The organism is Flavobacterium sp. KACC 22758 (genome assembly GCF_028736135.1).
GTDB lineage: Bacteria > Bacteroidota > Bacteroidia > Flavobacteriales > Flavobacteriaceae > Flavobacterium > Flavobacterium johnsoniae.
This window is the reverse complement of sequence record NZ_CP117878.1, coordinates 3,800,215-3,823,977: the sequence shown is the minus strand read 5'-3', so window position 1 is coordinate 3,823,977 and position 23,763 is coordinate 3,800,215. Positions and strand designations below refer to the sequence as shown.

Genomic DNA, 23,763 nt, shown 5'->3' with positions numbered 1-23,763 from the left:
ATTTAGACCAAACCCCATATTCTCATGAAAAAGAAAAGCCCTGATTTGTTATACAAATTTCCGAAAAAAGGAAAGCAGGCAGTAAAAGTCTATAATAAGATATGCTCTGAACTTAATATGGATGGAAATGTACATCTCGATCTTGGAAGTTTCAGTACAACTACGATGAATCCTTATGCCGATAAACTCATTATTGAGCAATTAGGAAAAAATTTTATTGATTATGGTGAATACGGACAAACCAAAAAAATTCATGATAGGATTATTGCCCTGCTTTCAGGATTATTAAATGTACCCAATCGCAAATCTATAAACGGGACAGCAACTTTAGGATCTTCTGAAGCCATACATCTTGCTTTGCTTTCACACAAATGGTATTGGAAAAAAAGACAGCAATCCTTAAATCTGAATACTGCAAAACCTAATATTGTTTATACTAGTAATGCTCATGTCTGCTGGGACACATTTGCGTTATATTTTGATGTTGAACCAAGGAAAGTTCTGGTTTCATCTTTAAATACTTATCCTTTAGAAGAAATCCTGAAAACCATAGATGAAAATACCATCTGCGTAGGTGCAGTCGCAGGAAATACATACACAGGAAGCATTGATCTTATCGAGGAACTTAATAAGGAAATCGTTGAAATCAACTCAAAAAACAATTGGGATATTGGTATACATGTAGATGCAGCCATTAGCGGATTTGTGCTTCCTTTTTTGAAATTAAAAGAATCGAAATGGGATTTTCGACTGTCATTAGTACGAAGTATTAACCTTTCCGGACACAAATTTGGTTTGGTATATCCTGGAATTGGCTGGCTCATTTTTAGAGACGGCTTTTTTCTGTCTAAAGAATTGATTTTTTCTTCACATTATTTAGAAAAACCAATAGAAACTTATACGCTAAACTATTCTAAAGGTGCTTCGATGATTTTGGCGCAATATTTTTCTATCCTTCAACACGGAATTTCAGGCTACAAAAAAATAATTAAAAAATGCTGTAAAACCGCTGAAGTCATTAGAAAAAGACTGAAACAATCTGATTACTTTGAAATTGTAGATGAAGGCATTTTACCAGTTGTAGTTTTTAAATTGAAAACAGCAGATGCAGTAGATCTTGATGAATTTCAATTACATCTTAAAGCAAAAAACTGGATGCTTCCGGTTTATGATATCCCTGGAAATATAGACCCAAACAAATTTATGCGAATAGTTATAAAAGAAAACTTAAATCCTGCAATGGCATCTCAGTTATGTGATGATCTTATTAGTGTATATCAAAAATTAAACAATTATCGTTTATGAAACAGTTTTACTATCTCATACTGCTCTTTTTAGTATCCACATATTCTACAGAAGCTAAATTGTATAAAAAAGACATAAAACCGTCAAATCCATTAGTAGTCAGCGTATCGATTCATCTTAATAAAATTTATGATATCAATTCAGTCGACAAAACCTATTTAATAGATGCTTATTTAGTTCTTTTATGGCATGATCCGTCTGTTCATGATTCGGTTTATGGAAATAATGATATCAAAATTATATACGAAAACGAAAAATTTCCTAAAGGAATAATGGTTCCCTCATTTGAATTTATCAATATTCTGGGCAATCGCGAAATCATTGACAGACAATTAATAGTTAATCCCGATAAAACGCTGATTTACAACGAGCGTTTTCATGGAAGATTTACATCTGGAATGGATTTTCATAGATATCCAAATGATAAACAGTGTTTCATGATACAACTGGAATCTTTTTCGATGCAAAAAAAAGATTTGATTTTTACCAATCCACAGCTTTTTCCAAAAGTATTAGATGCATCTTATATTGAAGAATGGAAAATTTTGGGAAAAAGAGATTATGTAAACCAAAAGACTTATTATCATCTTAGTACAAGTAAAAAAGGTGAAGAATTCTCACGCTGTAATTTTGAGATTTATGTACAGCGAAAAATAGAATATTATCTCTGGAAAGTAATGCTGCCTATAGGAATTCTTGTTGTGGCCTCATGGCTGGTTTTTTGGGTAAAAGATTTTGCAAACCAGTTAAATATTTCTTTTACGCTGATGCTTACAATGGTAACTTTCAATTTCTATACTTCTTCATTATTGCCCACATTACCTTATAACACCTTTATTGAACTAATAATTATATCGGGATACATATCTATCTTTTTAACATTAATAGCGATAATTTTCACATATGCTTACTCTAAAAATGACAAGACAACGTTTAAAATAAATGGGTTCTTTAAAATATTTTTTCCTCTGCTTTACATTCTTTATATAATGATCTGCATATTTATTATCTTTTTTTAGAATGTATTTCAATGTATTCAAATAGAATAAAAAAACAAAAAGATGAACAGTGATGTTCATCTTTTTGTTTTAATCCTGCCTTAAATAAGCTGAAATCAGTAAATTTAAAGCATCACGGATTTTGGTAAAAATGATATACCGTTAAAATGAAATTATTTTATTTCAGTAATGAATTCACTTTGCGGAGTTCTTACTTTTTTTAGGTTCACTAACCAATCGTTAGAAGCATCTCTGTAACCCAAAGGCAGTACTAATACACTTTTAAGACCAAGCTCGTTTAAACCTAATAACTTATCTACCTCGGCTGGGATAAAACCTTCCATTGGTGTAGCATCAACCTCTTGTTCTGCAGCAGCTGCAATTGCTAAACCAAACGAAATGTACGCTTGTTTTGCTGCATGATTGGCATGCCATTCCTGACCAAGATCTTTATACATACCCCAAAGTCTTTCTTTATATTCATCCATAGCACTTGCCGGAATTCCTCTTTCAGCAGTTGTTCTTTCAAAAACTTCTGAGATTTTTTCTAAAGAGTATCCATCCCATGCCGCAAAAACCAATACGTGAGAAGCATCCACAATTTGGCTTTGTTCAAAACCTACAGTTTTGATTTTTTCCTGTAATTCCTTATTGGTAATTACAAAAATTTTATACGGCTGTAAACCAGATGAAGATGGAGCTAATCTTGCAGCTTCCAGTATGTAATCGATTTTTTCCTGCGGTACAACTTGTCCGTTCATTTTTTTGGCTGCGTAACGCCATTTTAGTGCATCTAGTAATTTCATTTTCTCTCAATTTTAATTCTATTCAAAAGTAAAGACTTTAAATATATTTTTATAATCTCAAAAGAAAATCTAATGTTAATATAAAGATAATGTTATCCCAGCTGACAGTCATTTAAGAAGAGCAGCTTAAGGTAAAGGTAGTTTTAGTTTCTTGAAGAGACATATTCGTGTCTCTTTATCCATTTAGTGTCTCCAGAAAATAAAACGTCTTTGCGTATAGAAAATGCAGTCCTGCTGATTGAATTTTTCTGAGCATTTGTAGAATATATAACAAATAGAACAATGAGATATTGTTGTATTTAAAAATTGAAAACTGGCATAATAAAAAACCTGCAAATCTAAGACTTGCAGGTTTCTCAGTAAGAGAAGGATTCGAACCTTAAGCCCGAAAACCGTAATCCCTTTTGAAATAAAGTTTTTTGATTTATGAATTTCCATACAGGTTGGATTCACCTCCATCAATTGCAATGGTCTGCCCATTTACATACTGACATTCATCGCTAAGGAGAAATGCTACCAGATTACCTACATCTTCCGGTTTGCCTAATCTCCTTGTGGGATTTCTTTGTGCATAAGTTGTTTCCGCTGCTTTCGGATCTTCAGGGTTAACTTGTTTAAAAGCTTCAGCTACCATTGGCGTAAGTATAGCCCCTGGTGCAATTGCATTGGTAAATATGCCATCTTTACCATATTCTATAGCAGCATTTTTGGTCATACCAGATACGGCGTGCTTACTTGCTACATAAGGCATCTGATTAAGAACTCCCCTGATTCCGCCAACAGAAGCTACGTTTACTATTTTTCCTCCGCCTTGTTTCTGCATTACAGGTATTACGTATTTCAAGCCGTAATATACCCCCATAAGATTGATGTCAATTACTTTTTTAAATATATTGATATCATAGTCTACTAATGGTGCCTGTTTACCTTCGATACCAGCATTATTGTAGAATCCGTCAATGCGCCCAAATTCGGCAACTGTTTGGTCTACATAGTTTTTAACTGCCTGTTCATCAGAAACGTCAGCAACTATAGTGATAATTTTAGCACTGGGTGCGGCTGACAGGATTTCTGCTTTTGCTTTTTCAAGTGCTTCTGAGTTGTAATCTATTATAGAAAGGTTCGCTCCTTTTAATGCGACAGCTTTACTTGCAGCCAGTCCAAGTCCCATAGCTGCCCCGGTAATTATAATCGTTTTGTCTTTGAAAATGCTCATAATATATAGTATTAAAATATGTTAATTGAAAATTTATTCATTTAAAAGTTAAATTAATTAGATCATGCCTCTCCATACCATATCAAAGCAGTCATCGATAAGCTTCTGGTTTAATGGAAAGAGCTTTTGAACAATGCCTGTGGAGCAGGAGCGTACCGCACCATCAAAAAAACTGATGAGTATAATTGCATCAACTGTTTTTATGATTCCTTCCTGCTGTCCCTTTTCTAATAGATCGTACAGAGGTTTATTCTGTTTTTCATATTCGGCCAGCTGTTTTGAAAAATTTATCTGTATGTAACCGGACTGCTGATACTGATCGATAAATACAGTTTCATCATAATTTTTGAGCCTGTAATTAAGCATATTGATGTAAATCTGCTTAAGTGACTGCCTGATGGGGGTACTAATGTCAAAGCCTGTATACATTGCATTCGTCATTTTATCCTCTACTGCCGCATAAGCTAGCTGTACAACTTCTTCTTTATTTTTAAAGTAGATATACAGCGTTCCTGCTGCAATTCCTGCTGTTTTGCTTATGCCTGAAATAGTAACACTTGCTAATCCGCATTTTCCAGTAAGGGTGTATACAGATTTTAAAATTTTCACTCTCTTTTCAGGATCTATAGGTCTCATATTATAAAATTAAGTGAAAAAATATTCATTTAAAAAAATAAATGTAAATTATAACTTTTATTTAAGGTAAATAGTTGAGTGTGTTAAAATGTACTTAAATAACTTTTCTGCATAGGCTTCCTAATCTGCTGTAGTTTTTTTGGGTAAAATAGGAGCAAGCTCGAGGGAAGACGTGATGCATTTTTACTTAGCTTTTATAACTTTATTTATATAAAAAAACTGCCGAACTTATCAGGTTCAGCAGTTGTATTTTGTAATTCTGTAAAAACTATTGATTATTTTTTAACCATTCTAAACGTCTTTGATCAGGAAGGTGCGTAATTTTAAAATCTTCAAAAGTTGCCGTAAATCCTTTTCCATCTGGGCTTGCAGCCATCATCCCAACTTGTACTGTTTTAAATTCTGGAAAATATACTGTATTCGTCATTGTATAATTAACCCCGTCAATAGAATAAAAAATCTCCAAAGCGTCTAGTCGGCGTACGGCTTTCATCCAGACATTTTTAGGTTTTTCTTTTAAGCCCAAAACACTCCATGAACTTTTATCAATAGTGTGAACAGTACTAATATTGTAAACTCCATCTACATATTCTACACCAGTTTTTACATAATTATTTTCATCAATGCGAAGCATAAGGCAGACTTGATCGAATCTAGTTTTATAAGCACCGCTCATTTTTACAACAACTTCAAATTCGCCGCTTCTCTCAGTATGCAAAAATGGCCCGTCGTAAACTGTAAATCCATAATGACTTTTGTTCCAATAATCAGATTGTGGTGTAACCTGCATAATAAGTTTATTGTCTTTTATTTCCCAGTCAGCTGGTTCATTGAGCCAGTTCATAGCAGTTAATTTTTGAGCATTTCCTTTTACAGTCATTATGCATATACATATTAAAACTAAATGAATTCTCTTCATGATTTCTTTAAATTTGAATTTTATTAATAATTTACAAAGAATGTAATTTGAGTTTTTTACGGCAATAGTTATATATAACCATTTTTTAAGTCACTCTAATCTCTTTCCATATAACTTAGCATAGTAACTAACGAATTGCAGTTATGAATCCTATTTCAAACTTAGAAGACAAATTTTCTTTTGAATAAATTGACAGTCCTGAAAAGCGTAATGCAGCATTAAATGAGATTTTAAAAATGATGGAAGCATATGTAAATTAGATAATTCAGCAGCTGTGCTGTCAGATTTAGCAAACAATAAGAGCTATATATTTGCGGATAATTTTGGACGTTTTTTTATATTTCTAATTCTGGATTTACAACAATTGATTCTATTGGTAAGATGATATTTAGAATTGTATTCATCCCTGTGATCCTTTTCAGAGGCATGTCAAACTTAATATCAGTATTACTACTGTAAACAGACACAGAAAAATATTTTGGAAAAACTAAATGTAAATAATTCTATTGAAGCGGTTCGAACAGCAGAAGCTTTAGGTTTGTTGTGATAAAGTATTTTTGGATGTTTTTGTTTTTTTATCAAATTTATTCTATCAGTCATACTGTTAGATAATCTTTTTTTCCTGGATTAGCGGCAGAGTGATTGTAAATTCGGCGCCATCATTGTCTTTTCCAGCGGCAGTGATAGTTCCATAATGTCTTTCTGTTATTTTTCTGCATAAGGCAAGGCCCAGACCGGTTCCTTCATAATCATCTTTGGAATGCAGTCTTTCAAAAGCATTAAATATACGATCTGCATAAATATCATTTAGTCCAATACCATTATCTTTAATGATTATCTGAACATGTTTCGTACCATTTTTATCTAAAATATTCGATGTAATTATAACTCTGGGCGGTTCATCTGCCTTGGAAAATTTTAAAGCATTGTGTATTAAATTATAAAATAACTGGTGTATTAATATTGGAGCTCCTTCTATTTCAGGGAGTGCACTTGTAATAAGAATTGCATTCTTTTCTTGTATAATAAGTTCTAGATCGATTTTTATATTTTCAACGATCTCATCCAGATTTATTTTCTGGACTGGCTGAATTGATTTGTTGAGAGTTGAATAGGCTAATGTACCTTCTATTAATGTCTGCATTCTTTCGGCAGACTGATCCACTTTATCACTGTATTTTTTTATATTTTCAATTCTTTCAGCTTCAATTTCTTTTTTTAATAAACCATTAAAAGTTTTAATTTTTCTTACAGGCTCTTTTAAGTCATGAGTAACCATATTGGCGAAATGAATGAGATTCTCGTTTGACTGTCTAAGCTCTTTAGTGTTTTCGTTGATTTTTTGCTGAAGCTCTTTTTCAAACTGTCTCTGATCGCTGATATCCTGTATAATTCCAATAATGCTGGAAGCATTCCCATTTTGATCTTTTATAATTTTCCCGTTCACTTTTACCCATCTTTCAGATTGATTATCATTTACGATCCTTGCCTCATACACTATTTTTCCTGTAATTAATGCGTCCTGATGTGCTTTTTCTCTTACTGGTAAATCTTCGGGGTGCATTCTTTTAAGAAGCATTTCAGTATCTGATGCGTCATCAACTGACCATAATTCATTAAAATTTCCAGAAGTAACAGTTTCCTTAGTAATTAAATTTATTTCGTAAGTTCCCATTCCGGAAGATTCAACTGCTATGCGGAGTCTTTCGTCTGCACTCTGTATCTTCTGCTTTATGTTATGCATGTCTGTTATATCGGTTCCATTTTTTAACAGACCGTAAATTTTTCCATCTTTGCCATAAAGAGGAGTAAAACTGTAATTAAAATAATGGTGCGTTATTTTTCCATCAACTATTAAATCTATCAGTTTATCCTTTGCATAAAATGGTATCCCTGTGTTTAATACTTCAAGAGCCTGCATCATTATCTCATGTCTGGGTGTTTCAGGAATTACGTCAAAATAGTTTTTTCCAATTACCTCGTTTCCTTTTCCCCATACGGAAATCATTGCAGGATTAGCAAGCTCTATTTTAAGTTCGGGACCAATTAAAACAGCTATAGGAAGAGGTGTGTTGTCCACAATGTTTTTTAACAGCGATACATAATCATACATGGCGGATATTTTTTGGTGTTTACAAATTTAAAATCAAACAAAGTGTAGATGTTATATCAAGGCTGGCTAATATTTCATAATTTCAATGAATAATTTTAAAAAGATAATTCGTTTTTTCTTGGTTATTTGGGTACACTATGATATTTGGAACAGAGAAAACTCTTTGTTAAAAGCCATTAGCTGTCTCAAAATTTTCAGTCGCATTATGGAGGAGAGCTTCCTTCTCATATACTGCGTTATAAAGCATCTTTTTTTGTCTTGCCAATGCTATAAGGTTATTTTGAGCATCCTTTAATTCATTGTTCTTTAATGTTTGCAGGAGCGCTTGCTGCTCTATTTCTTTTCTATCAAATATATGAAGTCCTTTAAGGGACTTATAGTATTCAAGCGAGGCAGTTTTAAGCGATTCACCTTTTGGAATGCCATAAGTAGAAAGTTTTTTGATATCACCTATAAGCATATCAAACTCTTTACTCTGTTGATCCACGGCTGCTAAAGCTCCTTTGTAATCATCTTTTGCCAGACAATTAAGCTTTTTCTCTCCAGAGCCTTTTTTTCCAAGAATAATTTCAAAGGCTCTTCGTTCCAATTTATTGAGCGACTTTTTGAAATCAGCTACCTTTGAGGATTCACAGGAACTCATTGTTATAAATAAAAATGCTGTTATGTAAATACCAAACCTACTCATAATAATGGTTTTATGGATGTTAACTTAATACTGAAAATTACTCCTTTAAAAAACTTCAAATGACTGAAGCAGGAATCTGAATTTTACGAAATGCTTTAGACACTAATTTACATATTATTGAAATCGTATGAAAAAAAATAATCTAAATTTTAAAATCATTTGTAAAAACTCATTTTTCTTTACAGCCAGACTTTGAAGAAGTTGTAAGAGCCATTACAAAGTTGGGGGTACAGCATAGAAAATAAATACGAAATTTATTTAAAGAGTGAGAGTTAGATTTAAATTTTAATCAGCTTTCTTAAAAAGTTAATTCCATAATATCTTATTATTTATTATAATAAGACCTTTTATTGTTATTAAACTTTGGTCAGTATCTGAATTAAGAAAAATGTAACCTTCAGAGTTCATAAAAACTAAGGCATCCAGCAGTTTTGCCTGATTTTCCCTTTCAGCGGCAATATCATCATCAAATTTTGAAACATTAGGCACAGATGTTACAAGCTTTGTCAGCTCTTCAAAAGTGCAGCCCATGCTGTATTTTCCAGCAAGTATCAGAAGAATTTTTAGAAAAAAGACAGAAGATGGTTCCATATATAATTGCTTTAATTATATATACGAAGATTGAGCCATTTTAGATTATTCTTTTTTCTTAAGTTGTTTAATATATTAGAACCAATTATTGTTTCATATACCTCATAACGTAATCTGCAGCTTAAACCTGCAAGGTTATAATATCTTTAAAACCGCTTAGCTTTTGTGGCAAAATGAAAGGCATCCCCAATAAGTATTAAAGGATGGTGATAAAAAGAGAGTGAGTTTAAGGAAATATAATTAGATGTTAAGTGATTCTGCTATATGCTTTATTTTAATTATGTTTTTAGAGCAGCCCTAACTTTTTTGCTTTTTCAATTAAATCTTTATCACTGCCTTTTTCTTTTAAAAGCTGGTCTTTTATACTGGCTTTTCTTTTTTCGATGGCACTCATTGAAAGCGGAATATAATCTGGAAGATTTACCGTTTTTACACCTTGGGAAATTAAAAGCAAGATTTGATTATCATGATTGTCCCAATTTATATTTTTTTTGAACAAGTCTCTCTGTGACTCTATTATGGCTTTACTTTGAAGTATTTCTCCATTTAATATTCTTTTGCAAAAAACAGGAAACAGTTCAAAATTTATATCACTTTTAGATATAAAACCTTCAGGTCTTACACTTTTAATTATTTTATCGACTGTCAACGGCTCACTGTGCATTGTAAGTAAAACTATTTTACAATTTTTAAATTTCCCTCTAACAAGTAATGCAAGATCGATACCATTACTAATATTAAGTTTTTTGTAAGGAGGAAGATTAATATCCAATAAAGCAAAATCAATATTCTTGTCTTGCTTTGACATTAACGTTATTTTATTGTAAGCATCTTCGCAATTGTAACTGGTTATAAAATTTGGCTTTGTTGTTTGAAATTCTGCATCAGATAATAGGTTTATGTAACTATCCACTGTCATAGGATGGTCGTCTACCACTAGAACGTTTAGGCTCATAATTTTTTTGTTTTTGGTACATTTTCTACAAATCTAACGAAATATTACGGATTTACCGTACAATTCAGCTAAAGTATAGTTGTTTTTTTGCTACTCAAGATAGATAATAACTTAAAAAATTAAATCTTATGAAAAGAAAGTTGTATATAGTTGGGGTAGTTTTTATTTCTTTATTAGCATTTTCATGCTCGAATGATGATTTTGAAGATTCTAATGAAGGAGGTAATGTTGTAAGAACTTCAGGTAAAGAATTGATAAATGAATTAAATGAAAAAGAATTAATAAATGAATTAAATGAAAAAAACATTGATTCAAGCACAGTAGCAAAGCCAGTAGATACTAATGCAGATGCAAGTGCAGATTCAGATGGAGAACCTAGTAATCCAAAACCCCCTAGAAAATAACAAAAGGAAAAATCTTATGTTTTTTTTGGATAATATGTTTTTTAAATTTCAATATCATATATTTGAAATCCCTAAAAACCATTTGTACATTGAAAATTCTTGCCAGAAAAATACTCTTTTTGTCTTTGCTAATTCTTTTTTTTTCATGTAAAAAAAGCGATCCTATTTTATTTGATTCAAATCACATTAATAGTCTTGAAGAATATGAAAAAGGGAAGTATCTGGATTCAATAGTAGATTTGCTAAAATATAGAAAGAACGATTCGATTACCAGAGATTTGTATTTAAAGGCTGCTTCGGAATATTATTTTATTAATAATCTGAAAAAATCACTGGAAAACAGTCAAAAAGCGCTAGACCTTTCAAAAAGAGTTAACGACAGTATAAGAATGGCAAAAGCATACTATTATGCAGGCGATTGTTATGAAAACTCAAAAAAGGACAGCGCTTATTTTTATTATTTAAAAGCAGAAAAAATCTATCATAAAATCCATGATTATAATAATGTGGGCAGAATGTTGTTTAACAAAGCATATGTTCTGTTTTATGATGGCAATTATGTTGAATGCGAAATAGAGGTTTCTAAAGCATTACAGTACTTAAAAAAATCTTCAAATCATGAATTAATATATTCTTGCAATACCTTAATGGGTAATTGTTTAGAAAAATTAGTAGACTATAATGAAGCGTTGAGTTATCATAACCTGGCGCTTGCTGAAGTGAAGAAAATGAAAGGTGATGATGAAATAAACAACTATAAAGTTAGTTCTATCATTAATATCTGTAATCTATATGACCTAAAAGGAGAATATTCTAAATCTATAGAGCAGCTGCAGGGATTACTTTCGAAGGATTTAAGAAAAAGATGGCCAAGATTATATGCAAATGTTTTAAGTAACCTGGCCTATTCAAAAACAAAAAATGGAGATTATAAAAATGTTGAATCTATGTTTTCAGAATCCTTACGGATTGTTGACAGCATTGGTGTTGAATCTGATATATTATACAAAAAGATTTATATCGGAGAATATTTTTTGACTCAGAAGGACACTGCCAAATCAATTAGTAACATAAAAGAAGCTAATGATCTTGCAATTAAACTAAACAGCAGTAATGAAATTTTAACTTCGTCTAAACTGCTTTCTAAAATTGATAAAAAAAATGGACTCTATTATACAAATTACTATATAAAAGTAAGTGATAGTATAAACAGAGTGCAAAGAAAAGCCCATGATAAATATGCAAGAATTGAGTATGAAACCTCAAGGATTGAAGACGAAAATAAAGTTTTGACAAAAAAAAATCTATACATATTAATTATCTCATTTGTACTAATACTTTTATTTTTGGTTATTCTGATTTTCAGATATTCTAAATATAAAAATAAAGAATTGCAGTTTTTGATTAAACAGAAAAAAGCAAATGAAGAGATTTACAGATTGTTAATCGAGCAAAATGAAAAAATAAATATTGCGAGAGAAAACGAAAAAACCAGAATAGCCAGAGAATTGCATGATGGAATAATGAACAAAATTTATTCGATTCGAATGAATTTAGGCTTTTTTAATTCTAAAACCGATCAGGAAATAATTGAGAAACGCAAAAGTTATATTTTAGAATTACAAAATGTTGAAAACGAAATTAGAATGATTTCGCATGAGTTAAATCAGAATCCTTTTTTTGAGGCAAATGATTTTAATACATTGCTTATGAATCTTATTAATAATCAAGCGGATATTACAAAAACACAATTTAAATATGTTGTCGATGATTCTATAAATTGGGCAGCGGTGCAAAATATCTATAAAATAAATTTATACAGAATAGTGCAGGAATCAATTCTAAATGTGAATAAGTATGCAAATGCAAAGAACTGCCAGATAAAAATTCAGAAAGTAAAAAGCAATTCCTTGAAATTAAGTATTACCGATGACGGTGAAGGTTTTGATACTAAAATATCTAAAACCGGAATTGGAATCAACAACATGAAAGACAGAACTATTTCCTTAAAAGGTAAATTTAAAATTAAATCAAAAATAAATAAAGGAACCAAAATTGATATCACTTTTAACCTTGATACTATTGTAATCGAAGCTTTAGAATAAAAATCAATCTTATAAGGTGGCTTTTATGGGTTATTTTTTATCAAATAATCCCGAGCTTCCATTCCCCTTATCTTCAAAAAATGTTTAAGACGTTTTATTTCGGTCTTAAACAGCTATTTCAAAACTTTAGATACTTATCTTTTTTAAATCCGGATTATTTTATGATCTGGAAAATTTATATGCGAATATTTTTCTGATATTCAGTACTTATCTAATTATGGATACCGTAATTTTTATACCAAAAGTCCGTAATTTTTTTCTCAAAATCACTTGTATTTTCGTTGCATCACTATTGAAGCTAAGCTAAATAGATACTGTTTAACATTATGACAAAGTGATTTTTCTTCAAACAGGTTTTATCACAAGGCCTGAAAAACTGAAAAATAGTTTTTGTCTTTAATTTTTAAAATTACCATATAGTTTTGATTTATATCTATTACTCATATATCTCTGAAGATAATTGTGAAAGCTTGTTCGAAAATGAACTTCCAAAGTTTTCACCAGATTATCAGGACAGAATAAGAAGCTACAGAAGATGGCAGGATGCCCAATTGTCTCTTTTGGGAAGAGTGATATTGTTTAAGGCAATTGAACAAATTTACAATTACGATCCTTCAAGCAAAGAGATACTGCAGACAAAGTACAATAAGCCATATTTTAAAGATGATCCGGTACAATTTAATATTTCCCATTCGGGTGAGATTGTTGTTTGTGCAATATGCGAAAAATCACTAATAGGAATTGATATTGAAATTATCTCAGAAATCTCAATTGAAGATTGTAAGTGGCAGATGAGAGAAAATGAATGGGATACAATCATTTCTTCAGACAAAATAGAAGAATCCTTTTTTAATTATTGGACACAGAAAGAAGCTGTCATTAAAGCAAACGGACTTGGATTAACAATACCATTGACAACATTCGAAGTTTTAGACGGAATAGCACAGATTAACGATCAAAAGTTTTTTTTGAAAGAAATAAAAATAGATGAAAGATATAAATGCTACATCTCATCAGATCGCGATATAGATGAGTTTTTTTTAAAGAAAATATAAATATCAGGGTTTTTAAATTTCCCAAATTATTAATCATTTTTAAAAATAAAGTATGAATAAGAAAATTTTAGTTATAGGTGCATGCGGCCAGATAGGTACGGAGCTCACCTTGAGATTGAGACAAATATACGGAGTTGAAAATGTTATTGCTTCAGATATAGTAAAACCTGATAATGATGTGGTTAATCAAGGCTGTTTTGAAATTATCGATGCGCTTAATTTTGATCAGGTTGAATATTTTGTAGAGAAATATAGTATTGATGAAGTGTATTTACTGTCTGCTTTATTATCTGCTTCGGCAGAAAAAGCATATGCTTTTGCATGGGATTTAAATATGAATTCGCTATTTCATGTACTTAATTTAGCGAAAGAGAAAAAAATAAAAAAAATATTCTGGCCTTCCAGCATAGCCGTTTTTGGAAATAATACACCACGCGAAAAAACACCTCAATATACAGTTATGGAGCCTTCTACGGTATATGGAATAAGCAAACAAACTGGAGAAAGATGGTGCGAATACTATCATAAAACTTTTGGTGTAGATGTTCGAAGTGTAAGATATCCCGGAATCATCAGCTGGTCTGCGCCGCCGGGTGGAGGAACAACAGATTATGCAGTCGATATTTTTCATTCGGCACTAAAAGAGCAAAAATACCATTGCTTTTTATCTCCACAAACCAAACTGCCAATGATGTACATTGATGATGCAATAGATGCAGCAATCGATATTATGGATGCGCCAGGTGATTTAATAAAAATTAGATCCTCTTATAACTTGTCGGCAATGAGTTTCAGTCCTCACGAAATAGCCAGTGAAATTAAAAAGCACATTCCTGAGTTTGAAATAACTTATAAAGAAAACGATTTTCGACAAACGATTGCAGACAGCTGGCCGGACAGCATTGACGACAATAATGCCAGAACAGACTGGAATTGGAAAAATAAATTTGATCTGCAGGACATGACTTCAATAATGCTGGAAAAATTAGAAGAAACAATCCAAAATCAAATACTTCTTTAAATAAAATCAGAGGATAATTTCATTTATAAATGACGGCAGATTTTTAAAATCACTAAGCATAAATTACTATTTTTTTTGTTTTGATAATCAGTGGTTTAATTAGCGAAGGCTTTTTTTAAAATTATAAAAATCCGTAATTTTTATATCAAAAGTCCGTAATTTATAAATGAATCTTCCTACTATTTTAGCATATCGTCTAATGTGTCTTACATATTAAAATAATACATAGTCAGCTACTCTTACAATCTTATAAATAAAGATAAAATGAACCACATCAATGATAAAATAGCAAAAGATTACTGGTATAAAAAAAACAATAGAATCGTGTATACAAAAGAAGGCTTTTCTGAAGATGCTTCTGTTGATTTTACCATTGTCGATGCCGGCAGGCTCTCTTATTTCTATAAAGTAACAGGAGAAAATACTGATGCAGAATTTACAGTTTTAATCGCACTTTATAATTTACTGCTGCAAAGATATATTGCTGATGGGAATGTATTGTTTTTGAAGTCATTTTTAGATGTTCAAAATGAATTGTTGTGTTATGAGTTCCAGCCAATTGGAAAAAGAACTATAAAAGAGTTTATACAAGACACAAAAGAAGAAATTAAGGAAGTCTATAAGTATGCCCCTTATTATAATCTTGAAAAAGAGAAATCTAATGTCGAATTTATTCCTTTTGAGTTTAAATACGGATCAGGAAATAAAATAAATAAAGCCTGCAGCGAATTGTCAATCCATATTGAAAAACTTGAAAATAAAGATTTAAAAATTGCATTATATTATCCTGAAAAATTTGCAGAAAATAATCTTGCGCAGCATTTTCTAAAGAGTTTTGGAAGATTACTGGAAGAATTAGAAGAAAATATCAATCTTCCGGCCGTTACTATTTCTTTGCTTTCCAATGAAGAAAAGAAAGACTTACTTTATAATCTAAACCCTCAAAAAACAGATTATAACCATGCTTTAACTCTTATAGAAATTGTAGAAAAACAGGCAGATAAAACACCTAATGATATTGCAGTTGTCAGTAAAGACAAATTTCTTACTTACAGAGAATTAAATAAACTGGCGAACCAGCTTTCAAATTATTTGACAGAGCAAGGAATATCTAAAGGTGATTTTGTTGGAGTTAAATTAGAAAGAAACGAAAAACTGCTCGTGTCTATATTAGCAGTTTTAAAAGCCGGAGCGGCTTATGTTCCACTTGATATTAATTACCCTGAAGAAAGAATCGCATATATTGAAACAGACAGTAACTGTAAATTAGTTATTACGGATACTGTATATAATGACTTTCTGGAAAACCAGGAAAAATATAATATAGAGAATATCTTCTTGGAAAGAAAATCAGATGATACGGCATATATTATTTATACTTCGGGAACTACTGGAAATCCAAAAGGTGTAATGATAACACATCAAAATGCTGTTGCTTTAATTCATTGGGCACAAGAAGAATTTAATCCGGAAAATTTTGATATTGTATATGCAGCAACGTCACATTGTTTCGATCTTTCGGTATACGAAATGTTTTATCCTTTATCTGTTGGAAAAAGAATCAAAATATTAAATAATGCACTGGAGATTGGACCAGAATTGACAAAAGATAAAAAGATCTTATTAAATACAGTTCCGTCAAGTATCCGAAATATTTTAACTGAAGGATTTTCTCTGGAGAATGTCACAGTAATAAACCTTGCCGGAGAACCATTTCCGGTAGATATAGCTAAAAAGTTATTGCAGACCAATGCCGAAATTAGAAATCTATACGGCCCATCTGAAGATACAACTTATAGTACATGCTATAAATTATCTTCAGAAAAAAATTATCAGACTATACCAATTGGTAAAGCTATTTTAAATACTCAGGCTTATATTCTGGACGAACAACTGCAATTGACACCAAAGGGTACAATTGGAAAATTATACCTTTCGGGAGATGGAATTGCAAAAGGTTACCTTAATCAACCGGAACTAACTGCAGCAAAGTTTATAGAAAACCCTTTTGTAGAAGGACAGAAAATGTATGATACAGGCGATCTTGTAAAATGGATGCCTGATGGAAATCTGGCTTTTCTTGGCAGAAAAGACCATCAGATAAAACTTCGCGGTTATCGTATCGAGCTTGAAGAAATAGAAAATGTAATCTCTTCCTTTTCTGAAAATATTGGACAGGCAGTTGTTGCAGTAAGAAAAAATAATGGAGAAGATTTTTTAGCAGCCTATTTTACAGAAAATGAAAATATAAATAAGACAGATTTAAGAGCTTATTTAGAAAAGCAGCTTCCGGCTTACATGATTCCGTCTTATTTTACAGCAGTAGAGGTAATTCCGTTAACTCCAAACGGCAAGATAAACAAAGATGCCCTTTCTGAAATTACGGATGTTTTTATTGTGAAAAATGAATATGAAGCGCCTTCAGATGCTGTTGAAAACGAATTAGTTCAAATTTGGGAGCAGACGCTGGGAATTTCTCCAATTGGGGTAAATGATCATTTTTTTGAATTGGGAGGCCATAGTTTAATGATTTCGCAAATTATAAATGCGATTTATAAAAACCTTAATAAAAGCGTTCCATACAAAGTTTTTTATACTAATCCTACAATTAAAGATTTAAGAAAGTCGTTAAAAAATCAGGAATATTTACCAATTCCTTTAACGCCTTATTCTGAATCTTACTCATTAACCCATTCTCAAAACAGATTATGGATGTTAAGCCAGTTAGAAGGAGGAAACGAAGCCTATCAAATATCCGGAGCTGTAGTTTTAAAAGGAAAATTAAATGCTTATAATTTTTGTAAAGCATTTGATCATGTAATTACACATCATGAAGTGCTCAGAACCATTTTTAAGAAAAATGAAGAAGGAACTGTAAAACAATATATTATTCCTGATAATGAATTTCGTTTTGCAATAGAAAACAAAGATTTTTCTATGCATAAATCTCCAGATCAGGAGATACAAAATTATATAGGACAAAAAAATAAAGAGAGTTATAATCTGGCAGAAGCACCTTTATTTAAAGCATCTTTATTGAAAACTGCTGTTGATAGTTATGTGTTTTATTTGTCGATCCACCATCTTATAAGCGACGGATGGTCATTGAAAGTTTTAACCGCACAAGTTTTAGAATATTACAATATTTTAGAATCTGGCAATACTATTCCATCTCCAGAACATACAATTCAGTTTAAAGATTATGCTGCGTGGACACATGACGAACAAAATAAGGAAAACTATCAGCTGGCAGAGGAATATTGGCTGCAGCAGTTTAAAGAAACTGTACCTGTACTTCAATTACCGGGATATAACGGCCGTCCATCTGTAAAAACTTATCAAGGAAGTCAATACCGTCATGCATTTTCAAAAGAATTGCTTACAGAATTAAAAAATCTTTCTAAAGGGTATCAGGTAACTTTATTTACGGCATTAATGACGGGTGTAAAAGTGCTCTTATCAAGATATTCCGGACAGAATGATATTGTTATTGGAACTCCGATAGCCGGAAGAGAACATCCGGATTTAGAACATCAAATAGGTTTATATATAAATACACTTGCTGTAAGAACTTTATTGAACCCAAAAGAAGCATTTTCGGCATTACTTCAAAAAGAAGGTAAACAGCTTTTAGAAGCATACGAACATCAGAGTTATCCATTTGATGCTTTGGTAGAAAAATTGAAATTATCGAGAGATTCCTCAAGATCACCTTTGTTTGATATTATGGTTGTTTTGCAAAATCAGCATCAGGTATCTGGTTTTGAAAACAAAAAATCTTCAGGTATAACTATTGAAGATTTTGAAATTATAAGTGAAGTTTCTGCTTTTGATATTGTTTTTACTTTTACAGAAAGAGAATCTCTGGAGCTTGAAATTCTCTATAATACAGATATTTATACTGCCGAATATATTGCGGCGCTATCTTCTCATTTAGAAAATCTGCTGCAGCAAGTTGTTCAAAAACCTCAAGTGCTTTTAGAAGATATAGAATTAGTATCTGAAGAAGAAAAAGTAATCTTGCTGAATGAATTTAACGATACAGATTTTGTTTTTGATACAGATAAAACCGTTATCGATCATTTCCTGGATCAAGCCCGAAAAACTCCTCAAAAAACTGCTGTTATTGTTGATGATCAAACTTTGACCTATGCTGAATTGGATGAAATGTCTAATAAACTGGCCAATTATCTTATTGAAAATTATCAGCTTGCAAAAGGAGATTTTGCAGCAGTTAAGCTGGAAAGAGATTTATATTTGATTATATCTTTATTAGGAATTTTAAAAACCGGTGCTGCTTATGTTCCTGTAGACATAAACTATCCGGAAAACAGGATAAAAGATATTCTTGACGACGTTTCTCCAAAAGCAATAATAGACGACGCATTTTGGAATGACTTTGATTTTAATGAAAGTTCTTCTTCACAGCCTAAAACGCTGCCAAAAGGCACAGACCTGGCGTATGTAATTTACACTTCCGGATCTACAGGAAAACCAAAAGGAGTGATGATTGCACATCAGAGTTTGGTAAACTTATGTTTTTGGCATAAAAAAGTTTATAACGTCAATGAAAACAGCAGAGGTACTTTATTTTCCGGAGTTGCATTTGATGCGTCTGTTTGGGAAATATATCCATATCTGATTTCAGGTGCATCACTTTACCCAATTCAAAAAGATGAAATACGTCTTCAAATACCTGAATTAGTTTCGTTTTTGGTAAAAAACGAAATAACACATAGTTACCTTCCTTCAAAAATCTGTCAGGATCTAATGGCTGAAACCAATTTGAAACTCCCAGCTTTAATTCTAACCGGAGGTGAACGTTTAAATTATACCGTAGATACTTCTCTTCAGGTATTTAATAATTATGGACCAACAGAAAATACTGTTGTAACAACTTATTATGACTGTAAAAAAGCTCTGAATGAAAAGGTTTCTATAGGAAAACCTGTTGCCAATACGCAGGTTTATATTGTGTCTGAAAATTTAAAATTACAGCCAGTTGGTGTAATTGGAGAATTGTGTATTTCTGGAATTGGACTTTCAAAAGGATATTTGAATCAGCCCGAATTAACAAAAGAAAAGTTTATTCAAAATCCATTTGAACCTGAAGAAAAATTATATAAAACCGGAGATTTAGCCCGATGGCTTCCAGATGGAAATCTTGAATACATAGGAAGAAAAGATAATCAGGTAAAAATTAGAGGAAACAGAGTTGAATTAGGAGAAATTGAATATGTGATCAGAGAGTTTGATTCAGCGATTTCCAATGCTGTGGTTTTGGTAAAAGAAGTAAAGAATGAACCGTTTATAATTGCTTATTATACATCGACAGAGTCTGTTGACAAAAAAGCACTTAGAAATTATTTAAAAGATAAGCTGGCTGATTATATGATTCCTTCATATTACGTGGAACTTGAAACGCTGCAGCTGAATGCAAATGGAAAAGTAGATCTTTCTAAACTGCCTGCCATATCAGAATCAGATATTATCAAGAAAGAATATATAGCACCAGCCAATGAAACAGAAGCAAAAATTGCCGTAATCTGGCAGGAGCTTTTAGGATACCAAAACATTGGTGCCGCCGATGATTTCTTTGAGCTTGGAGGACACAGTTTACTATTAACGAAGTTATTGAACGAATACCAGAGAGTATTTAAAATTGCAGTCGATCTAAAAACTCTTTATACAAATTCAAGTCTTAAAAGCCATGCAGTGCTTTTGATAGATTCAAAAGAAGAAATCGCTGTTATTGAAAAATTATCGTATCAGGAATTTTATGATTTATCTCCTTCGCAGGTTAGATATTGGTTATTGTATAAAATAAACGGAAAATCAAAAGAGTTTAATATTTACAGTACATTTAATCTACCGGAAAATTTAAACACGGCAGTTTTTGAACAGGCATTTAATATTCTTTTAGAACGACATGAAATTTTAAGAAGCTTATTTGCTGAAGAAGCCGGAATGCCAAAACAAAAAATAATACAAAATCTGGCGGTGCGAATTCCTGTTTTTGAGTCAGAAACAGAAATTAAATTACATGTATTTGAGTACGAATTTGATCTTGAATTAGATTTATTGTTTAGAGCAGCGGTCTTAAAAAAAGGCACAGGTTACAGTTTATATTTTAATATGCATCATAGTATTGGCGACGGCTGGTCTATGGGAATTATTTCTAGAGATTTAATGGAAATATATAACGCTTTACTAGAAGGAAAAACAGCTCAGCTTCCGGAACTAACCATACAATACAAGGATTATGCACAATGGCAGAATAATGTATTGCAGTCAGAAGAAATCAAAATCCAGGAAAATTATTGGAAACAACAATTTGCGGGAACGCTGCCGTATCTGCAATTACCATCAGATTATATTTCAAAGCTGAAAAAAGCAGAAACATCATCTTCATATACCCTGTTTATTTCTGAAGAAAAGAAGAAGAAAATAGAAGAATTATCAAGAAAAAACGGTGCCAGTGTATTCGCAGTATTTGCTGCGGTTTTAAAAGTTTTATTGTACCGTTTAACTTCAGAAGAAGATATTATTCTTGGAATTCCAACGGCAAACAGAAATCATTATCAATTAAAAAATCTGGCGGGGTGTTTTATCAATACACTTATGCTTCGTGATACAATAAGCGGTAATTTTTCTTTTGAAACCTGGCTGGCAAAAGTCAACGAAACTTTGATTAACGCTTTAACACATCAAAATTATCCCTTTGAAAAAGTCTTGGAACTAATTGATGTTCCTCAGGAAGATAATCGTTTTCCGTTAAGTCCGGTTTTCTTAAATATGGTTGATTTTGATGTCAAATCACTGGATACAATAACAGCATTCACATCAACTCATGAAATATTAAATACAGCTCCTAAATTTGATTTTGAATGTTATATAAAAAGTTTTGAAAATGGTTACAGTATTAACTGTGTGTACGATCATGAACTGTTTAAAAAAGAAACTATTCAATATTGGATAAATGCTTATTTGTCGATTATAGATCAGGTTATAGAAAATGATAAAAAAGCATTGTTTGAAATTAAAATTTTTGAAGACTTTATTTATCAGGAAAACGATCTAAAACCAGTTAATGATTTTGCATTCTTTGAAGAAAGCGAAATACAGCAGAGTATAGCACAACGATTTGAAAAACAAGTAGAATTGTTTCCAGACCGCGAAGCCGTTGCATCAAAACATACCGTGCTTACCTATAAAACACTTAATAATTGTGCGAACCATTTAGCAAAACAAATCAAAGAAAAAGCCAATACAAAAACTAAACGAATTGCATTGCTTTTAAATCATAACGAAACCTCAGTAATAGGAATGCTGGGAGTGCTGAAAGCGGGTTATGCTTATGTTCCGATAGATGCAAATAGTCCGTTGAGCAGAATTCAGTATATTATTGAAGATTCTGGATGTGATCAATTAGTTTGTAATGAAGTTACTGTAGAAAAAGCAAATCAGTTGCAGAAAGAATTACCGCAATTGTCAATTACAAAGCTTTCTGAAAATTACAATCTTCCAGAAATCTTAAATCCAAAACAGAGTTCAAGCCCTTTGGCAGAAGCATATGTTTTGTATACATCAGGATCTACAGGTATGCCGAAAGGAGTTTTACAGATCCAGAAAAATGTTCTTCACTTTATTCGTGTATATACAAACAATGTTCATATCGCGATACAGGATAATTTAAGTGTTTTTTCGACTTATACATTTGATGCTTCTGTAAAAGATATTTACGGAGCTATTTTAAATGGTGCCAAAGTAAGTATCTATGATATTGTAGAAAATGGACTTGATTCACTTTCAGACTGGCTTCTTGAAGAAAACATCACAATTATACACATGGTGCCTACCATTTATAGAAATTTCTTAAAAGGACTGAGAAAAGATGAAGTACTGCCAACAGTTAGATTAGTCGATTTGGGAGGAGAATCCTGCCATAAATCTGATTTGGAATTATTTAAAAAGTATTTCCTCGAAGGCGCATTTTTGGTTAATGATTATGGTCCGACAGAATCTACTATCGTGGCCCAGAAATTTTTGACACACGAATCTGAATTGACAAGAAATAATATGCCATTGGGTAAATCTGTAGAAGAAACGAAAATTCTTTTATTAGATGAAAATAATAATCCGAAAGGTATTTATCAAACAGGGGAAATTGTTTTCAAAAGCGATTATCTGTCTCTAGGATATCTAAACAGACAGGAATTAACAGATAAGGTTTTTACAACAGATCCATTAACCGGAAACGGCAGAGTTTATAAATCCGGCGATATAGGGATGATGCTTCCTTCCGGAGAAATTGAATTTTTACAGCGTAAAGATTCTCAGGTAAAAATTAACGGATTGCGAATTGAATTATCTGAAATAGAATATCAATTAGAACAGATTGAGTTTATAAACGAAGCAGTCGTTCTGTTGAAAGAATTACAAGGAAACAGCTATATAACAGCTTATGTTCGATCTGAAGAAATTCTGGATGTGACCAAAGTAAAATTCCTTTTAGGGAAAATTTTACCCAAATACATGATTCCGGCAATCTACATTTCAATGGAAGCTTTTCCATTAACAAGAACTGGAAAAATTGAAAGAAAAGCATTGCCAGACCCTCAAATGTCTGATTTAAAAACAGTTCCTTATATAGCTCCTGTAAACGATGTAGAAAGTAATTTGGTAAATATCTGGGCTGAGGTTCTCAAACTTGATCCTGCCGTAATTGGTACAGAAGATAATTTCTTTGAATTAGGAGGAAACAGTCTGCAAGCTGTAGTACTGATTAATAAGATCAATAAAATATTTAATACAATGTTTTCTATAACAAACCTGTATGATACTTTAAACATAAAAGGATTATCAGTTTTACTGAACTTTTATTTAATTCAGAAAAACGAATTCGATATGATACTTCAGGAAGAAGATCAAGACGAAATTGTTCTGTAATG

The 23,763-nt window shown here is 31.8% G+C and carries 15 protein-coding genes; 7 read left to right on the top strand and 8 right to left on the bottom strand.

Annotated elements, in window-relative coordinates:
* Positions 1–24 precede the first annotated feature (24 nt).
* Together PQ462_RS15940 and PQ462_RS15935 are read left to right on the top strand one after the other, a co-directional pair.
* Positions 25–1,305 (top strand): glutamate decarboxylase, encoded by a 1,281-nt coding sequence (locus tag PQ462_RS15940; RefSeq protein ID WP_274250733.1) that lies wholly within the window; start codon positions 25–27, stop codon positions 1,303–1,305.
* Positions 1,302–2,324 (top strand): hypothetical protein, encoded by a 1,023-nt coding sequence (locus PQ462_RS15935; protein WP_274250732.1) that lies wholly within the window; start codon positions 1,302–1,304, stop codon positions 2,322–2,324. The genes PQ462_RS15940 and PQ462_RS15935 overlap by 4 nt, the downstream gene beginning before the upstream one ends.
* 152 nt (positions 2,325–2,476) lie before the next feature.
* Here the strand turns inward: PQ462_RS15935 and PQ462_RS15930 are convergent, their stop codons facing one another.
* The 8 genes from PQ462_RS15930 to PQ462_RS15895 form a co-directional block, all read right to left on the bottom strand.
* The gene (locus PQ462_RS15930; protein WP_012026453.1) at positions 2,477–3,109 is read right to left on the bottom strand and encodes an NAD(P)H-dependent oxidoreductase; all 633 of its coding nucleotides are present in this window, start codon (positions 3,107–3,109) and stop codon (positions 2,477–2,479) included.
* 424 nt (positions 3,110–3,533) lie between these two features.
* Positions 3,534–4,325 carry a glucose 1-dehydrogenase gene (locus PQ462_RS15925; protein ID WP_274250731.1) on the bottom strand — a complete coding sequence of 264 codons (792 nt, stop codon included), beginning with the start codon at positions 4,323–4,325 and terminating at the stop codon, positions 3,534–3,536.
* Between the two features lie 57 nt (positions 4,326–4,382).
* On the bottom strand, positions 4,383–4,961 hold the full coding sequence (locus PQ462_RS15920; RefSeq protein WP_274250730.1) for a TetR/AcrR family transcriptional regulator: 579 nt from the start codon (positions 4,959–4,961) through the stop codon (positions 4,383–4,385).
* A 268-nt stretch (positions 4,962–5,229) separates the two neighbouring features.
* The gene (locus PQ462_RS15915; RefSeq protein ID WP_274250729.1) at positions 5,230–5,880 is read right to left on the bottom strand and encodes a DUF1349 domain-containing protein; all 651 of its coding nucleotides are present in this window, start codon (positions 5,878–5,880) and stop codon (positions 5,230–5,232) included.
* A gap of 604 nt (positions 5,881–6,484) precedes the next feature.
* The gene (locus tag PQ462_RS15910; RefSeq protein ID WP_274250728.1) at positions 6,485–7,993 is read right to left on the bottom strand and encodes an ATP-binding protein; all 1,509 of its coding nucleotides are present in this window, start codon (positions 7,991–7,993) and stop codon (positions 6,485–6,487) included.
* Between the two features lie 166 nt (positions 7,994–8,159).
* Positions 8,160–8,681, bottom strand: coding sequence for a hypothetical protein (locus tag PQ462_RS15905; RefSeq protein WP_274250727.1), 522 nt, complete (start codon positions 8,679–8,681; stop codon positions 8,160–8,162).
* Positions 8,682–8,987: 306 nt separating this feature from the next.
* Entirely contained in the window at positions 8,988–9,272 is a 285-nt protein-coding gene (locus tag PQ462_RS15900) for a hypothetical protein (protein WP_274250726.1), read from the bottom strand.
* A gap of 286 nt (positions 9,273–9,558) precedes the next feature.
* Positions 9,559–10,227, bottom strand: coding sequence for a response regulator (locus PQ462_RS15895; protein ID WP_274250725.1), 669 nt, complete (start codon positions 10,225–10,227; stop codon positions 9,559–9,561).
* 128 nt (positions 10,228–10,355) lie between these two features.
* Here PQ462_RS15895 and PQ462_RS15890 point away from each other — a divergent pair, with 128 nt between their 5' ends.
* The 5 genes from PQ462_RS15890 (at position 10,356) to PQ462_RS15870 (ending at position 23,761) form a co-directional block, all read left to right on the top strand.
* Positions 10,356–10,631, top strand: a complete 276-nt coding sequence (locus PQ462_RS15890; RefSeq protein ID WP_274250724.1) for a hypothetical protein — start codon at positions 10,356–10,358, stop codon at positions 10,629–10,631.
* A gap of 89 nt (positions 10,632–10,720) precedes the next feature.
* On the top strand, positions 10,721–12,736 hold the full coding sequence (locus tag PQ462_RS15885) for a tetratricopeptide repeat-containing sensor histidine kinase (RefSeq protein WP_274250723.1): 2,016 nt from the start codon (positions 10,721–10,723) through the stop codon (positions 12,734–12,736).
* Between the two features lie 422 nt (positions 12,737–13,158).
* Positions 13,159–13,791: a 4'-phosphopantetheinyl transferase family protein gene (locus tag PQ462_RS15880; protein ID WP_274250722.1), complete on the top strand. Its 633-nt coding sequence runs from the start codon at positions 13,159–13,161 to the stop codon at positions 13,789–13,791.
* Between the two features lie 52 nt (positions 13,792–13,843).
* Entirely contained in the window at positions 13,844–14,812 is a 969-nt protein-coding gene (locus PQ462_RS15875) for an NAD-dependent epimerase/dehydratase family protein (RefSeq protein ID WP_274250721.1), read from the top strand.
* A 264-nt stretch (positions 14,813–15,076) separates the two neighbouring features.
* Positions 15,077–23,761, top strand: coding sequence for a non-ribosomal peptide synthetase (locus PQ462_RS15870; RefSeq protein ID WP_274250720.1), 8,685 nt, complete (start codon positions 15,077–15,079; stop codon positions 23,759–23,761).
* The last annotated feature ends 2 nt before the right edge of the window (positions 23,762–23,763 follow it).